Source organism: Gordonia sp. 'Campus' (genome assembly GCF_022206305.1).
Classification (GTDB): Bacteria; Actinomycetota; Actinomycetes; order Mycobacteriales; family Mycobacteriaceae; genus Gordonia.
Genome location: NZ_JAKOIW010000006.1, coordinates 249,168 through 264,704 on the forward strand (window position 1 = coordinate 249,168; position 15,537 = coordinate 264,704).

Genomic DNA, 15,537 nt, shown 5'->3' on the forward strand with positions numbered 1-15,537 from the left:
GTCCGCTAATCGGACGAGACTGCCCCATCTGTCATCCCCGGGATCGCGCCGTCGTCCCGCCACGTCACCGTGACCGGCACCTGGTCGTCCCATGGCTGTCTTGTGACAAGGTCGGCGACGCGCACGTATCCGCGCTCGAATTCGCCGACCGCCGGATCGACGAGGCGGTACTCCTGCGTTTGACGGTGAATCGGCTGAGCGTCGAGCAAGACGATCCGAACCTCACCGGGCTCGAATCGGCAACGCCGCTGGAGTGATTCGATGAGTTGTTCGTTCGACAGGTGGCCGTCGCCGAAATTCCACCCCATCGCCGTGCTGCAGATCCGTTCGCCGTCGGTGAGCACATAGTGCTCCTCAGGGGTGCCCGCCATCGCACGATGCGCCAGCGTGAACAGCGCCCGTCCGTGACTGTTGAAGGACCGGAACGCATAACCCATGTACAGCGGGATCTGAGCGGCTTCGGGACTCCCGTAGAACCGTTCGAGTTGGGCGGCCGGCATCGATGCGATGGCCACGATCCCCTTCTCGATCTTCGCCGAGGCGGACGGCTTGATGCACCACAACCCGGTGTCCCAGTTGCCCGCGTAGTACCGCATGCCCGGTAGGAACGACACCTTGCGCGGGACCAGGTTGCCGACGACGACCGTCGCGACGGACACCGCGAAAAGAACTAGTGGCCAGGGCGATTGGAGGTCCTCGAGTCCGATTCCCGGGTGCCCGACGAAGAGCGCGAGGATGCCGAACATCATGAAGACGTTCCACTCGAGCGGCACCCCCATGGGGATCGACGACAGGATGCCGAAGTGGAAGATGAGCATGATCGCCGCCGCGATCGCGGTGACCCAACCGCCGTGCGAGAAGAACAAGACCAGAGGAACGAGTCCTTCGATGGCGGTGGAGAAGTGGGCGATCCAGCGCGAGCGTCGGCCGGGCCGGAGGTCGTCGGGGAAGTTCTCGAAGAACTTGCGCTTGATCTTCGGCGATCTCCAGATGGGATTGTTCGACATCATCGTGGCGATGACGAACGGGAAGTGCTTGTTCAACTTCGACGTCGCGGCGCCCAGCCAGATGCACAGGAAGATCAGTTTGGCGGCGATGATCATGTCGACGCCGCTGAACAGGAATGTCACGGTGAGTGCGCCGTACACCTCCCCGCGGGCTGCGAGGAACACCGTCTTGTCCCGCAGGCCGATCGCGGCCAGCAGGCCGAGGATGGTCCAGATCTGCCAGACCGGCAGTACCCCGACCGAGGTGCCGAGCTCGGGGATCGCGCCGGTGCCCGAACTGAACAGCGCGACTGCGATGACGACGAGAAGCGCGCCGTACAGCGCGACGTCGACGGGACTGCGACTGTCCCCGGCGGTCAGCGGGATACGCGGCCACGGTGGTTGCCGAATGGTCTTCGGGCGCAACCAGTACAGGATCGACCCCAGGGGCGGGAAGAACCGGTTGTTCAGCGGGCCGAAACCGCAGCCGAGCCCCACGACCTCGAACAGCATCGTGTACAGCACGACCTTCTGGAAGACGATCGGCTCGTTGTACCAGGCGGTGACGTCGAAGATGCCGTCGACGCCGGGCGTGCTGACGACCACCGCCCAGCCGATGAGGATGTAGGCGAGGATCTTGCCGACGTAGAACAGGTGCAGGGCGACCGGCGTCCCGAACCCCACTTCGGCCCAGTGTCGAGCCATCGGGCGGATCTTCTCCGCCCGACTGCCCTGACTCCAGGTTGCGAAGTCGATGTCCGGGGTGGCCTGTTTCAGGAATCCCATCGCCGCAGAACCTAGCAAACCAAGTGCTTGCTTGGTGGGTATTCGCTGATCCGGTCGGGTCTCACGGCCCCACGACGTGAGGCTTCGGGGGGTCGAAGCTCGCGTTGTCCGGGAGTGGATGCTCGCCCCGCTCCTCGCCGATCTCCCGAACCGTCTTCAACCCGGACAGCTTGGACTCGCCTCGGCGGGCGAGCGAATCGTCGTACCACTCGAACCAGGGATAACCGTGCTGCTGGTATTCGGTGATGGTCGGCGGTCGATGGTGTGGGTCGGTTCCCGTCAGCGCCTGCCAGTCGGCGCTGTTGACGATGCGCAGGGTGGCCGCTGAAGTGGCGTCGGTGTTCCAGTTCTTCTGCGGTTCGATCGGCGTCGCAATCGACTGCGTGATCGACCCGCCGGCGCCCATACCCATCGACCACGCGCTTGCGGGAGCCGGCACGATGCCCAGTGCGTCGAAGCTCGTGAGCTGTTGCGGGGCGGCACGTCGAGTGGCGACGCGCTTTCTCCACTTCGACGCTCGGAGCGGAGTCACCTGGATGCGGACTGCACCGTCGTCGGCGCCTGCGAGTTGCTCCGCTGCGGTGTACCCGGACCCGAGGGGCATCGCGACGAACTGGCGGACGGTCTTGTCATCGACGCGAAAACCGTCGAGCCACGGTTGCTCGGGAACCTCGAAGTAGTCCTCGGTCTCGAAGTCGACCTCGTCGGCGAAGTCCTCACCGGTCACCGCATTGACTCCGCCCATCGACATGCGGACGAGGAAGGGGTAACCGCTCGGTGAGGAGAACCGAAACCATGCGGCCTCCGCCTGCCACATGGGCAGCAGGGCGTCGGTGGCGGACCATCCGAGGGCATCGTGCCGGACGCTGTCGGCACCCGTGAGGTGGAACAGGCCCAACCCCGGAGGCAGGCCGTAGGTCGTGTCGTCGTCGGGAACGCGCAGTGTGCGATGCACGGTGACGAGCAGGCGGGCATCGGCGTGGACGTCGGGAAACGCGAAGTCGAGCTGGTGATCGGCGAGGGTGGGGGACATCGGTGGACCTCCGCGGCAGGTGGGTTGTGGAGTCGAGGGTAGGCACCGGTTCCCGACAACTTCGAGTGCCCGCTGACCTGCACAGGAAACGACCACCGTCTGTGCGAGGCGTGGTCTACTGGATGAATGGTGTACGTCGTGATTGCCGTCTTCGTGGTGGTCATGGCGGTGGCGCTCGTCGTGCTCCTGGGCATGGCGATCGGGGCGTTCACGGCGATGTTCGGCGGCATGCGCGAGGCCTTCCGGCGTCGACGATCCGCCGACGCGAGCCACGATGTCGCCGTCGCCCCTGTGCCTGGGTCGTCCGACGTCCCCGCACCCGATCTGCTGGGCGGCCTCGTCGACGCGATGCGTCTGGCGCAGGGTCGGCGGTGGGCCGCGTGTCAGGCGATTCAGGAACGGCTCGACGCGGATACCGCTCCCACGGACGAATCGACTGCCGCGCGGGAGTTCGTGCGACTCGCAACGGATCTGTGGCTCGGCGAGCGGGGTGACCACCCGTTGGACCCCGCCGACGTCGATCGGCTGCGCAACGATCAGGTGGGACAGATCGCATGGACAGCCGGCGTGGTCGCAGACCGGGTCAGTGGACATCCGGCGTGGGAGCTCGACTTCTTCGACAGGCACTCCGTGCGGGTCGACCTCGTCGGAGAGGTCACCTCGATCACCACCGCGGCAGCGGGACTCCGCGACCAATTGGCCATTCTCGGTGATGCGCCGAAGGGGGACCTCGGTGCCGACGCGGACGTGGTCGCGACGTTCGCCGAGAAGTCGACGCTGTTGTCCGGACGCCTCGACGGTCTCGTGCGGCGTCTGGAGGCCTTCGCCGACTACGAACGGATCGTTCATCGCATCCAGCTGCGGCAGGACAAGCAGGCCTGGCTTGACCGGGTCAGTGAAATAAATGAGTTCGAGCACGTCGTGAGCGCCGAGTGGGATCGCGCGGAAGGCGATCGCGTGCGTGACCTGGCCGACGAATCCGACGTCCTGGCATCGATCTATCTCGACGAGATTGCGCCGCTGGCGAAGTCGCTGGAGAGCAACTGAATTCGTCTACGTAAGACCCGGCTCTCAGTGCGGAGCGACGACGATCTGGAACCGAACCGGCTTGCGCACAGCGAAACCGAGCTGCTCGTACAGGCGTATTGCGCCGACGTTCTCGGCGTCGGCGTGGAGGATCGGGGTGTTGCCGCAATCTCGGATACCTTGTGCGAGAGCGAGTACGAGCCGCGACGCCAAGCCGTGACCGCGAAAGTCCGGATCGGTGCAGACGGCGCTGATCTCGGTGTGCCCCGGAATGCTCAGCCTCTCTCCGCCCATGGCGATGAGCCGCCCGTCACGGCGGATACCCAGATATGTACCCATCTCGATGGTGCGCGGGCGGAACGGACCGGGCCTGGTGCGTCGAACCAGGTCGCTCATCTCCGGCACGTCTGCGGCCGTCAGTCGCACGGCCTCGTCGTCCGCCCCGACGTCGACACCTGCATCGATCATCTGCACACCGGCGCGGTCCATCGTCGTGTCCCAGTCGGCGGGAGGAGCGTCGGCGACGACGAAGGAGAACAGGGAACCGCCCGGTCCGACGAGATCCGCGGCGTCTCTCCAGTCACGAGCCGTCGGCTCATTCGGAAGGGCAGCAACCGGGCAGACGTCGGGGTCGTACCGCAGTGCGGCACCGCGGCGCTGCGCAAAGTGTGCGTGCGGTCCCGTCAGCGCGGCCAGAGCGGGGTTGTCGAGCACTGCGTGAACGGAGACTTCCTGCTCCGGTAAAGACTCGTCGAGGCTACGGTCGACCACACGGCGACAGTACTCGCAGTGACTGAGTCAGCTGCTGCTGCCGAACAGCAGCGCGCCCAGGAAGGCTGCGCCGATCACCGAACTGCCGACCACTGCGCTGCCGACTCCCAGGTCCGAGCTGCCACCGTCGTCGCTGCCGCTGGTGCCGGCGGTTCCGGAATCATCGGCGATGCCGCCGTGTCGGGAGCACGCGCCCTGTCGAGTCTCGGCGTGGCTGTAGGTGCCGTCCTTGCATCGGATGCCAGTCGGTGAGCTGTCCGGGCCGGGTGTGCAGCGTCCGTCTGAGTTGCGGTAGTTCCCCGAACCGCAGCTGTAGTCCACCTGGTGGAGGGCTGGGTCGGCATGCGCGGGCGCACCGAGGCCCGCAGCTCCTCCTACGACGAGTCCGAAGGACAGAGCAAGGATTGCGGCGAAATTCATCAACAGCCGCCGCACAGTCATCTTCCGCATCAGGGCATCTTCGACGACGCGCGGCCACTGACGATAGCTAATCGAGCGCATTCGTCACGAATCCTTCGTTCGAAGGACAAGGCCCGGGCAGCTTCCGTGGCCGGCGCCGTCGTACCACCGCGGTGAGCTCAGCTCGCGATGATCTCCACCGGCACCGCGCTCGCGAGGGTGTGCCCGACCGGCGAACTCGCCTTGACCTTCGCGTGCAGCTCGTCGAGCTTCTCGCGCGGGGCGTCGGACTCGATGGTCACCTTGGCGGTGATGGAACTGAATCCGGCGTGGCCCTCGCTGAGCCCGAGGAAGACGTGCAGGTCGACGTCGCCCTTCAGGTCGATGCGCAGGTCTTTGAGCTCGATGCCTGCGAGTGTCGCGTTTGCGGCGTAACCGACTGCGAGGCAGTTGCCGAGAGCGCCGAGGAGTTGTTCAACCGGGTTCGGCGCGGCGTCGCCTCCACCGAGGGCTGCGGGCTCGTCCGATGCCAAGGGTGAGAAGGTGCGGACCCGGGCCTCTGATGCGAATGCGCCATTCCACTGGACGTGCGCTGCCCACGTCGTCTGCGCTTTCGTCGCATCTGCCCGGATGGCCTCGACGAGCTGCCCCACGGCAGCGATATCGACGTCGTTGAGGCGGGTGGCGGTCTCGGTCATGGTGCTCCTTCGCGCAGTTCGATTGCGGTCGAAGCTAACCGGCACCGCCGAGTACGACGATGTTCTGCATCACGGTGAGCCGAACACTTGGAACTGGTCGCGAAGAGGATCATCCTGCGCGATCGGCGGGGGATCCTAGATTGGGGGATACGTTCAACTACCGTGGATCTCGCGACATCGCTCGACACTGTGCGTCTCGAGGCACTCGGTCCACTCCCGCTGCCCATCGGCCCAGGGATGGGTGGGTTCCTGGCCGGAGTCCAGTCGCCACTGATAGTTGTCACAAACGATCGAGTTTCCGGCGGCATCTGTAGCGGTGCGTCCGATATCTGCGCCGATACAACGATCTCCTGGGGACGGTCCGACAGGTGTCGTCGGCAGGCCCGGATTCGGCGCGACGCCTGCAGAGCGGGACCAGACCGCACCGTCGGTGCCTGCCAGTCGTGAGCAAAAGGCAACGGCGCCATCCGAGAACTGCGCCGTTGCTCCGCGCGGACCGCACTCCGCGCCCTCGGCGACGACGGGCACTGCGGGGGTAGGGACTATCGAGGGGGCGGCGGTCGTCAGCACGGCGGAACGAGACGGTGATGGCGCCGGCGCGACGCTGACGCTCGAGAACGTCGTTGATGTGACGGCGCTACTTGCACTGGATTCGACCGTCGCAGAACGATCGGTTGCGCATCCTGTCATCACGAGGAGCGCCACTCCTACCGCCACTAGAGGGTGAACGGCGCGTTTGACATCGGTCAACACGGATTGGGCTCACCGATCTTCACTGCGGAGAGAACCGCCTCACCTTCGGTGAAAGGGGTTCCGGGGCTGGGGGTTTGACCGACGACAATCCAGTTGCTGTCGACCATCTGTGATCTCCCACGACCTGTGGCATCTTCACTACGCGAGAAGAAGACCCCAGCCGATTGGATCGCATTCTGTGCAGCTTGCAAGTTCATACATACGACGTTCGGCATGATCGATACCTCATTGACGGCGGACGGAGTGGCCCCGGTGGTGCGCGGGGGAGTAGGCGAAGGTTGGGGCGGTGTCGTCAACTCGGTTGTTGTGAACGGCGCGTCTGCTACAGCCGACTGGGTGGGCGTCGGCGATTCGGTTCGCTGGTCCGAGGAACTGCACGCGGCGCCGCCCGCGAGTACTGCAACGAGCCCAATGGTCAGTGAGAGGTGTCGAGCGCGCATGGTTCCCCGATTCTGTAGTGTCCACAAACTGCAAAGGCCGAACTTAGGACGACGCAGGTCGCGTGCGCTGCCGGTCTGTCCGATTTGGTTTGTTCAGACGAATGGGCTTGCAGCCCGAATCCTGAAGATCGACAGTGGCGACGGCAACGTGGGACCAAACGAATCGCGCCGTGCGGATCGGGCACCGTGGCCTCTGACCGCCAGACTTCAATTCGACCGATAGACCTCGATCGAGGTCTGCCGGTCGAGACGAAGTCTGGGGGTCACGTCTGGCCGGCTCTACGCCGCGGCAACGTGCGGCCGATCCGCTGCCGGTGGCGGAGGCAGGCCGCCTTCGCAGTCGCCGCTTGGCGGCTGAAGCGCATCGATTGCCTATTGCGAACAGAGCCGACCGAGAGCTTGGCGCCGACCGGTTCCTGACGCGCCGGCCCGGTTTGCTCGGACGCGGACGACGAAACCCGGCGCCGGTGGGAGTTGCCTCGGCGCCGACATCAGCTGTTCACCAGGTGATCTCGATCCCCAACTCGGATTCTTCGACGCCACGCTCGATCTCGACCTTGAGCTTGACCCGCGGCGGGATGTCGACGCGGACGGTCTTGTTGTTCTCCACGAACGACACCTCGTTGTGGCGCGCGATGGCGTCCGCGAGTTCGTGGAGTCGCTGCGCGGCTTCTTCGCGAGTCAGTTCGGACTTGGTCTTGTGTTCGAAGAGTTCGTCTCCCATCTGTCCATCTGAGCCCAAGCGCATCAAGCGGTCAAGGGTCATTGGTCTGCACTGCGGGGTGCGACACCGAGACGTCACCCGTACTTCACCGTCGCGTGGAGTTGGTGCGCGAGGGTGGCCCGCATGACCGCAACCAACGGATTTCGCGACGTCTCCCGCCGAACGATCCTGCGCGCTGCCGGCGCTGGTGCACTTCTGGTTCCGCTCGGAGCCTCGGTTGCGGCGTGCGGATCGTCGAACTCGACACCGTCGTCGACGAGTCTGATCCGGAACCGGCCGGTGCTGACACACGGAGTGGCGACGGGCGAGATGACGAGCGGCGGGGCCTTGGTGTGGGCGCGGTCCGACCGCCCGGCGACGATGATCGTCGAGACGGCGTCGAACGAATCCTTCGGTAACGCACGCACATTGCGGGGTCCGCAACTGACGCCCGCCTCCGACGGCACCGGCCGCTTGCGGGTGGCCGGACTCGAACCAGGGAAGACCGTGCACTATCGCGTCACTCTCGAAGGCGAGGACGGCGCGCTCGGCGAACCGGTGACCGGCACGTTCACCACCGCCCCGGTGCGCGACGACGACATCAGATTCCAGTGGTCGGGTGACGTGGTGGGCCAGGGATGGGGGATCAATCCCGACATGGGCGGCATGACCATCTTCTCCACCATGGCCGACCGGAACCCGCAGTTCTTCATCCATTCCGGCGACGCCATCTACGCCGACAATCCCGTCGAGCCCACACAGGAGCAGAACGACGGCAAGATCTACCGGAGCGTCACCAGCCCGGCGAAAGAGCAAGTGGCACAGACGGTTGACCAATTTCGAGGTAACTACGCCTACAACCTCACCGACGAGCACTTCCGACGTTTCGTGGGGTCGGTTCCCCAACTGGTGCAGTGGGACGACCACGAGGTCGTCAACAACTGGTTCCCCGGTGAGAGTCTCGCCGGCCAGGGACGCGAGGGTTATACCGAGATGAGCGTCGACGTGTTGGCACGCAACGGGCGTCAGGCATGGCAGGAGTGGCAACCCGTCGAGATCGGTGCGGCGGACCGGGTGTACCGCAAGGTGTCCTACGGGCCGCTCCTCGACGTCTTCATACTCGACATGCGGAGTTTCAAGGACCCCAATCCCGATGCCTGGTCCAGGAACAACGTCGACGGGTTGCTGGGCGCCGCACAGACGCAGTGGCTCATCGACGGGCTCAACGCTTCGCGTGCGACGTGGAAGGTCGTTGCCAACGACCTGCCGCTGAGCATCGTTGTCGGGGACAAGAACACGACACCGCCGAACGGGCCGAAGGCGATGGAGGCCGTGGCGCAGGGGGACAACGGTGATCCGCTGGGTCGGGAGATCGCGTTCGGACGGATTCTGTCGGAGACCAAGCAGGTCCAGAACGTGGTCTTCCTGACAGCGGATGTCCACTACACGGCAGCGATCTCGTACGAGCCGGACCGTGCCGGCTTCGAGGACTTTGCCCCGTTCTGGGAGTTCGTCGCCGGACCGCTGCACGCGGGCGCGTTCCCCGAGAGCCCACTGGACGGGACATTCGGCGCGACGTACGAATTCGTCCACGCGCCCACCGAATCCAACGTGTCACCGGCGGAGGGCTTTCAGCACTTCGGTGAGGTGTCCATCGACGGGAGAACCAAGGTGTTCAGGGTGGAGCTCGTCGACGCGTCGGGAAAGACGTTGTACAGCAAGGACCTGGAACCCGCGGGGTGACCCGGCGAGTACGGAGCCAGGGGTGTGCGTCGACGTCTCGGTGCACATCCTGTTGCTGGAAGGGCTAATTCGTCAACGGCCGCAGGAACTCTCCGGTCACCTCGACCGCCGGCGCCGACGATCCGCCTCCGACGACCAATGTCGCGAAAGCCAGGTCGCCGACGATACCGGCGAACCATCCGTGCGGGTTCTTGTTGTCACCGTACTCGGCGGTCCCGGTCTTCCCTCCGAGGCCCGGTATGTCGCGCAGTGTGGTCGCGGTCCCCCGGGTGACGGTGTCACGCATCATGCTCCGGATCGCACGCACGACGTCGTCGGGGATCTGTTGCGGTTGTACGTCACCGGTGGTGCGCTGACCTGCGACGAGGGACGGGGTGACGGTCTCTCCCCGTGCCAGGCTCGCCTCTGCCAGTGCGAGACCGAAGGGGCTCACCGTCACGGTTCCCTGACCGATGCCGTTCTCGACGCGCAGCGCGGGGGTGTCGGCGCGGGGCACCGAGCCGGTGACGGTCGTCAGGCCCGGGATCGCGTAGTCGGCGCCGATGCCGAAGCGGCGAGCCATCGTGGTCAGGGCGTCGTCGGACAAGGTGTTGGCGAGCGCACCCATCGTGGTGTTGCAGGACCGGGCGAAGGCGGTGGGCAGGGTCGTCGTCCCGAGGTCGAAGTCGTTCTCATTGGGGATCGTACGTCCTTCGATGGTTGCCCGGCCGGGGCATCGGACCTGCGAGGTCGGTTGCACGGCGTCGGCGTCGAGTGCCGCCGCGGTCGTGATCGTCTTGAAGGTCGAACCAGGCGGGTACAGGCCGGACAGCGACACCGACCCCGACCTGTCCGCAGCGGTGTTCTGTGCGACAGCGACGATCCCACCGGTCGAGGGTTCGATCGCGACGATCATCGCCGGACGTCGTTCGCCGTCGACGGCTAGCTGGGCGCGGGACTGGATGTCTCGGTCGAGAGTGGTTCGTACGGGCGGCGTCGTGCCGGGTTGCGCGGAGTCGACGAGGTGCGTGGGTGTCCCCTCCGCGTCGACGATCTGGAACGACCACCCCGCCGTGGCGTCGATTGTTCTCCGCCACATGTCGTCGAGGCCGTCCATCGCGGGAGAATGCAGCGCCTTGGTCGCGCTGAGCAGCGCACCTTGCTCGGTGAGCGAAACTCCCGGGATCTCGTCCACAGACCGCTTGACGCGTGCGAGATCGGACTCACGGAGTCGGATGACTGTCTGCTGTGATGCGTTGTTGCCGTCGAAGTTTCCGCGGATTCCGGCGGCGTTCATTCCCGGTTCGACCGGGCGTAGTGCGCGTGCGAGCGTCTCGGCGGAATCGAGTCGGGCGCGCTGCAAGTTGACCAGGGTCACCGGTTGCCAGGTCATGAGCGGTCGATCGTTGGTGTCGAGGACGGGGGTGCGATAGGCCCGGTCGTCGCTGTAGGAGAAGGTGTCGCCGTTGCGGAACTGTCGATGGAGCACCGTCGGTTGCCATTGGAGGCGCCACCCCGAATCCGTCTCGGCGAGAACGACAGAGGTCTGGTAATTGACAGTCCGGTCACGGATCTGCCATCGGTGATCGAGGGTGCCGCTCACCTTCTTGTCGTCGACGAGTTCCCCCGTCACCGTGAGCTTGGGCGTCGCACCCATGCCGTCGAACATCGATGAGATGGCGGCCCGAGCCGCGACCGGATCGCTGGTGAGCGCGGCGGCGGCATCCGCGTCACCCTTCTGTAGTGATGCGGCGAAAGATCGCAGGGTGTCCTCCGGTGACTCCGAGGACAGGAAGCATCCCGACACCGTCCCTACGATCACCGCACACACGCACATCAGTGCCCACCATCGACGCATGCTTCGAGCCAACTCGTGGGGTCGCCCAGATGCAAAGATGCGACGCGCGATCGTCCGATAGCGATTCGCTATCGTGCCAGTTCACCGGCCACTGCTCGCCGAGTCATCGGGCATGCGGAGTTCGGTCACCACCGCTCGCGCCACCAGGCCGATCGCCCGGTCGACCTCGGGGAGCGCGATCTCTGACCTGGCGCTCATCGTGAACACCGCAACCGCGACGGGGAGTTCACCCGGGAACTCGATGACGCCGATCTCGTTGCGAATGGCGACGAGGGTTCCTGTCTTGCCTGCGACGTCGACCCGCCGGAACGGGAACCCCGACGCGAGTCGCGACGTGAAAACCTGTTGTCGCATCGTCTGTCGGATGAACGCACACGACGCCGGCGACGCCGCGCGGTCGGTCCAGACCGCATCCAGTAGTGACGTGCATTCACGTGGCGTGGCCGAACTCGAGTAGGCGGCGTCGTACGCGCTCACCGACACGTCGGAATCCGGATCGGCCAGTGCGGCGAATGCCTCTGCGACCGTGCTGGTTCCGGTCTCGCGCTGCAGGCGTTCGTGCAGTTCGGCCACGCCGCCGACGATCCGGGTGTGTGTCAGACCGAGAGCGGCGAGGTCGTCGTGGATCTGCTGTAGTCCGATGTGAGTGAGGATCACGTCAGCGGCGACGTTGTCGGACACCGTCATCATCGACGTCGCGAGGTCGCGCCAGGAGATCGTCACCGGGTCGGTGAAGAGGCCGAGTCCGGTCGGGCCCTGCGCCCATCGGGTGGGATCGACGGTGAGCGACGACGCGAGATCGATATCGCCGCGATCGGCCTTGCGGCACAACGAGATCAGGACCACCAGCTTGTACACGGACGCGAGTACGACGGGGGCATCGGCGTCGAAACAGTACTCGACGGAGGCGGATCCGATCGTGCGCGCATGGAGCCAACCGGCGCAGCCGGCATCGTTGAACAACTCGCTGACGGTGTGGTCGAGGTCATCTCGTGCGGCGTCGGGAAGTGAACCCGCCCCGCTCACGACGCCTTGCCGATCTTGTAGAGCGCCGCGGTCACGACCTCCGCGATCTCGCCCAAGGCGGCTTCGCGGTACACCACCCGCAGGCGCAGTGCGGTCGCGTCCCGGCCCATCGACACACTGCGAACCGCGTCGACCGAGGCGAGGACCCCCGGTTCGGCGGTCAGCGCGAAGGCGCGACCGGCGGCGACCGCGGCAAGTACCTGATCGGACGAGGAGGCGGGGAGCACATGCGGGTCGAGGCCGGCTTCGCGCAGTCTGTCGATGAGCTGGTCATGGGCGGGAGGGTTGAACGAGCGTGGCGCGTGGCAGAAGTCGAGTCCGGCCAGCTGACGGAGGCGAGGGCGCTCGGCGGTCGTGACCGGGTGGGACGCCGGAACGACGACGGTGCGTCGCACGACAACTACGGGCCCGGCGATCAGGGACCCGGTGACACAGGGTGCCTCGACGACGGCGAGATCGAGTGAGCCGGCAGACACCTGATCGATGAGGCTCACCGTCGACGCGCTCGCCATCTCCTGTCCCGAGGACACTCGCGCGATACGTTGCGCCAGAGTGGCGGTGAGCGTCGCTCCCACGAGAGACACCGCGCCCCAACGAAGTACCTCGCTGCGATCGCGGAGGCGTCGCGCTTCTCCCTGGAACCGCGCGGCATCGTCGATGAGGAGTCGCGCGCGGGGAAGCAGTTCCCGCCCGGCGTCGGTCAGCTCCGCGCCGCGCGTCGTCCGCCGGATCAGTAGGACCCCGAGGTGCTTCTCCAGCCGACGAAGCCCCTGGGACACCGGAGGCTGGGTCATCTCCAGGCGGGCCGCCGCCTCGCCGAAGTGACCCTCCTCGGCCACGGCGACGAAGAACCGCAAGTGCCTGATGAGATCCACGAGTATCAGGATGGCATGGTGGGGGCACCCGTGACGCTGACGTGCGTCACCACCGGTCACTCGTAAAACTCGCCCTTGGGCAGGCGGGGTCGCGCGGTGGGGGGCCAATCGCCTTCGCTCGCGACGGTCCAGTTGGCGGGGAATGTGGTGAAATCCATCCACCGGCCGTGGCCGAGGTACAGCGAGAACAGTTCCTCGTCGGGAAAGTTGCCCAGTCGGACGTAGAGTGACTGATCTACGAATTGGCCCACATACCAGGATCGATCGTCGGGGTCCGGTTCGAAGTGGACCGGGGTGCACATCGCTTGTTCGAGGTCTTCGACGACTGATTTCCGGGTAACCATCTCATTTTCTCAATCGTCTAGTCGAGTAGAAACCACGGCGTCGCTGAGCGTGGATCTGGCGACGGCACTGTCGGACGCGGTGGTTCCACTGCACTGCAGCAGATACACGACGTTCGCTCGCTGGTAGATCACGTGCTTGTGCACCAGGAACCGGCGATCGCCTGTTGTACCCGCATAGTGACCTGCCTGAACGCTCCCGCCGCGTGTCCGGTTGTCGATGGGATAGCGGTCTGCGCGTGTTTCGGTCCAGTCAGTGAGTCGTCGGAGGTCGGCGAACGCGTGGTCGAGGAGGTCGTTGACGTCGACGGTCGAGTCGACGATGAATCGGGTCAATGCAACGGTGATGTTGTTCCGGTGGTCGGTCCCACCAGGACCTGTTCCGATGAACAGGTCCAACAGGCCGCGGTGTGCCGCGTCTGGGTCTCGAACGTAGGCGGCATGGTCGAGATCGATGTGAATCGTGCCGGCTACCGAGCGTGGATCGGTCACACGCGCGTGCGACACCGCCATGCGGTGCAGTCGGTCGCTGAGGGTCCACGCGAGAGTCATGACCGGTGTGAATCTGAACTGGCGCATAGGCGGCGTTCGATGACAACCATGAGGTTCAGGATGGCATGCGTCGGTAGGGGCTGCCAGATGTCCCCGTCCGGGTTCGTGAATTCACGAGATTCAGGACGAGTGTGGTGTGCGCATTTCAGTCACAATCCGTGACTGGTGGTGCGAAACAGTATCCGAGTGGCCGAAATGAGGTCGCACCGACGAAATGAAGTCTGGGAGTGCGTTCTCGGAGATGTTGTCTCGCAGTTGATTTGCCGCGAATGAGAGTGGCATTCGCCAGAATGTTCGAGTACTTTGGAGTCATGCCCGATCTCACAGCCCTCCTCGACGCGATCATCGATGCCGAGCCCCCTTTGGACGATCCCGAGGGGCGCGCCGAGTTGGAGACGATGCGGTTGATGCGCAATGCGCTCGACCATCAGATCGTGACGCGCGCTGCGCAACTCGACCGACTGCGTGTGGCGGAGCGGAGCCACTCGACTCTGCGGCGGTTGTTGATGGACATGGGTTTCCCGCCTGCGGCCGCGTCACGGATCGTTCGAATCGTCGCCCGGGTGTCCGCGTTGGACGTCGTCAAGGGGCATGCTGCGGACGGGCGGTTGTCGACCGAGATCGTCGATGCCATCGTCCGAGGCATCAACCACATCGAAAGCGTTGCTGCGTAGGGATTTCCGACGAAGAGATGGTGGCGTTCGAAGGTGAGCTGGTGGCCCAGGCGCTGTCAGGCGCATCCCCCGCGGAGGTTCTGATGAGGGCGCGAGCGCTCGGACACGTGGTCTCGAGCACCACGGGAGGGGTTTCGGCCGCCGAAGACCGCTCGCTCAGCAGTGTGCAGCACACCGTGACCGATGACGGGCGCGTGGAAATCCATGCCGACGTCACTCAGGTGGTCGGGGAGAAGTTCATGACCATGCTCGACGAACGTTCGACTCCACGTCCGGAACCGGACGGCGCCAACGATCGACGCTCGGCCGCACAACGACGCGCCGACGCCTTCGAGCTGATCCTCGACCAAGCCGCACTGGGAGCCTCCGTGAACACGGCAGGTGCGCCCCGCACCCAGCTGATTCTGACCATCCCGGCGGAGACCAGAGATCTGGGTGCGTTGCCGTGGACGGGCACCATCACCGACGCCACCGCCCGGATGCTCGCGTGCGACGGCACCCTGACCGAGGTCGTCATCGATGGCGCAACGGTGCCTCTGCAGATGGGACACGAGAAGCGGATCTTCCCGTCGCACCTACGCAAGGCGGTTGTGATCCGGGATTCGTGCTGCGTCAAATGCGGAACGCCACCGTCACATACGCAGGTACACCACATCGTGCACTGGGCCGACGGCGGCGAGACGTCCCTGCACAACGGGTGTCTGCTGTGTCAAAGGTGTCATACCCAGGTGCACCACAACGGATGGGATGTGGTGATGGGATTCGACCGGCATCCCTGGCTCATCCCGCCAGTCGAGATCGATCCACGGCGCCGACCGTTACCCGCCTACAACCGGCGCACCATGCGGCTCGACGACGCGGCCTGACCGGCGGCTGCATAGAACATTGCGGCAG

The 15,537-nt window shown here is 65.3% G+C and carries 13 protein-coding genes and 1 pseudogene; 3 read left to right on the forward strand and 11 right to left on the reverse strand.

Translation table 11 applies throughout. The features are described from left to right. Positions 1-5: 5 nt before the first annotated feature. The gene (locus MAY35_RS09465) at positions 6-1,772 is read right to left on the reverse strand and encodes a DUF3556 domain-containing protein (RefSeq protein ID WP_238421012.1); all 1,767 of its coding nucleotides are present in this window, start codon (positions 1,770-1,772) and stop codon (positions 6-8) included. A gap of 61 nt (positions 1,773-1,833) precedes the next feature. Next, the gene (locus tag MAY35_RS09470) at positions 1,834-2,805 is read right to left on the reverse strand and encodes a hypothetical protein (protein WP_238421013.1); all 972 of its coding nucleotides are present in this window, start codon (positions 2,803-2,805) and stop codon (positions 1,834-1,836) included. A 126-nt stretch (positions 2,806-2,931) separates the two neighbouring features. Between MAY35_RS09470 and MAY35_RS09475 the strand changes: the two genes are divergently transcribed. Continuing rightward, on the forward strand, positions 2,932-3,852 hold the full coding sequence (locus tag MAY35_RS09475) for a hypothetical protein (protein ID WP_238421014.1): 921 nt from the start codon (positions 2,932-2,934) through the stop codon (positions 3,850-3,852). A 24-nt stretch (positions 3,853-3,876) separates the two neighbouring features. Here the strand turns inward: MAY35_RS09475 and MAY35_RS09480 are convergent, their stop codons facing one another. From MAY35_RS09480 to MAY35_RS09500, 4 genes are all read right to left on the reverse strand, one after another. Then, on the reverse strand, positions 3,877-4,602 hold the full coding sequence (locus tag MAY35_RS09480; protein ID WP_238421015.1) for a GNAT family N-acetyltransferase: 726 nt from the start codon (positions 4,600-4,602) through the stop codon (positions 3,877-3,879). 27 nt (positions 4,603-4,629) lie between these two features. After that, positions 4,630-5,052, reverse strand: coding sequence for a DUF3761 domain-containing protein (locus tag MAY35_RS09485; RefSeq protein ID WP_238421016.1), 423 nt, complete (start codon positions 5,050-5,052; stop codon positions 4,630-4,632). 128 nt (positions 5,053-5,180) lie between these two features. Beyond that, positions 5,181-5,699: an OsmC family protein gene (locus MAY35_RS09490; RefSeq protein WP_238421017.1), complete on the reverse strand. Its 519-nt coding sequence runs from the start codon at positions 5,697-5,699 to the stop codon at positions 5,181-5,183. Positions 5,700-7,391: 1,692 nt separating this feature from the next. Further along, positions 7,392-7,616 (reverse strand): amphi-Trp domain-containing protein, encoded by a 225-nt coding sequence (locus MAY35_RS09500; protein ID WP_238421018.1) that lies wholly within the window; start codon positions 7,614-7,616, stop codon positions 7,392-7,394. Between the two features lie 123 nt (positions 7,617-7,739). Between MAY35_RS09500 and MAY35_RS09505 the strand changes: the two genes are divergently transcribed. Next, positions 7,740-9,338 (forward strand): alkaline phosphatase, encoded by a 1,599-nt coding sequence (locus tag MAY35_RS09505; RefSeq protein WP_238421019.1) that lies wholly within the window; start codon positions 7,740-7,742, stop codon positions 9,336-9,338. Between the two features lie 64 nt (positions 9,339-9,402). Here MAY35_RS09505 and MAY35_RS09510 read toward each other — a convergent pair whose 3' ends face one another. The 5 genes from MAY35_RS09510 to MAY35_RS09530 form a co-directional block, all read right to left on the reverse strand. Next, a complete protein-coding gene (locus MAY35_RS09510; RefSeq protein WP_238421020.1) occupies positions 9,403-11,175 on the reverse strand; it encodes a penicillin-binding transpeptidase domain-containing protein in 1,773 nt (590 codons plus the stop codon). Between the two features lie 81 nt (positions 11,176-11,256). Further along, positions 11,257-12,201, reverse strand: coding sequence for a serine hydrolase (locus MAY35_RS09515; protein ID WP_238421021.1), 945 nt, complete (start codon positions 12,199-12,201; stop codon positions 11,257-11,259). Next, a complete protein-coding gene (locus MAY35_RS09520; protein WP_238421022.1) occupies positions 12,198-13,076 on the reverse strand; it encodes a LysR family transcriptional regulator in 879 nt (292 codons plus the stop codon). The genes MAY35_RS09515 and MAY35_RS09520 overlap by 4 nt, the downstream gene beginning before the upstream one ends. Before the next feature lie 56 nt (positions 13,077-13,132). After that, positions 13,133-13,420 (reverse strand): hypothetical protein, encoded by a 288-nt coding sequence (locus MAY35_RS09525; protein ID WP_238421023.1) that lies wholly within the window; start codon positions 13,418-13,420, stop codon positions 13,133-13,135. Positions 13,421-13,429: 9 nt separating this feature from the next. Next, positions 13,430-13,969 carry an LpqN/LpqT family lipoprotein gene (locus MAY35_RS09530; RefSeq protein WP_238421024.1) on the reverse strand — a complete coding sequence of 180 codons (540 nt, stop codon included), beginning with the start codon at positions 13,967-13,969 and terminating at the stop codon, positions 13,430-13,432. A gap of 290 nt (positions 13,970-14,259) precedes the next feature. On the opposite strand from MAY35_RS09530, the pseudogene MAY35_RS09535 reads away from it, so the two are divergent. Further along, positions 14,260-15,509, forward strand: a pseudogene (locus tag MAY35_RS09535) (DUF222 domain-containing protein). Positions 15,510-15,537 lie beyond the last annotated feature (28 nt).

What these genes read in the sequence shown, in the direction of transcription:
- MAY35_RS09490 (WP_238421017.1), bottom strand. Translation starts at nt 5,699, where the DNA reads ATGACCGAGACCGCCACCCGCCTCAACGACGTCGATATCGCTGCCGTG.
- MAY35_RS09485 (WP_238421016.1), bottom strand. Translation starts at nt 5,052, where the DNA reads ATGCGGAAGATGACTGTGCGGCGGCTGTTGATGAATTTCGCCGCAATC.
- MAY35_RS09530 (WP_238421024.1), bottom strand. Translation starts at nt 13,969, where the DNA reads ATGACTCTCGCGTGGACCCTCAGCGACCGACTGCACCGCATGGCGGTG.
- MAY35_RS09465 (WP_238421012.1), bottom strand. Translation starts at nt 1,772, where the DNA reads ATGGGATTCCTGAAACAGGCCACCCCGGACATCGACTTCGCAACCTGG.
- MAY35_RS09505 (WP_238421019.1), top strand. Translation starts at nt 7,740, where the DNA reads ATGACCGCAACCAACGGATTTCGCGACGTCTCCCGCCGAACGATCCTG.
- MAY35_RS09525 (WP_238421023.1), bottom strand. Translation starts at nt 13,420, where the DNA reads ATGGTTACCCGGAAATCAGTCGTCGAAGACCTCGAACAAGCGATGTGC.
- MAY35_RS09475 (WP_238421014.1), top strand. Translation starts at nt 2,932, where the DNA reads ATGGTGTACGTCGTGATTGCCGTCTTCGTGGTGGTCATGGCGGTGGCG.
- MAY35_RS09500 (WP_238421018.1), bottom strand. Translation starts at nt 7,616, where the DNA reads ATGGGAGACGAACTCTTCGAACACAAGACCAAGTCCGAACTGACTCGC.
- MAY35_RS09470 (WP_238421013.1), bottom strand. Translation starts at nt 2,805, where the DNA reads ATGTCCCCCACCCTCGCCGATCACCAGCTCGACTTCGCGTTTCCCGAC.
- MAY35_RS09510 (WP_238421020.1), bottom strand. Translation starts at nt 11,175, where the DNA reads ATGCGTCGATGGTGGGCACTGATGTGCGTGTGTGCGGTGATCGTAGGG.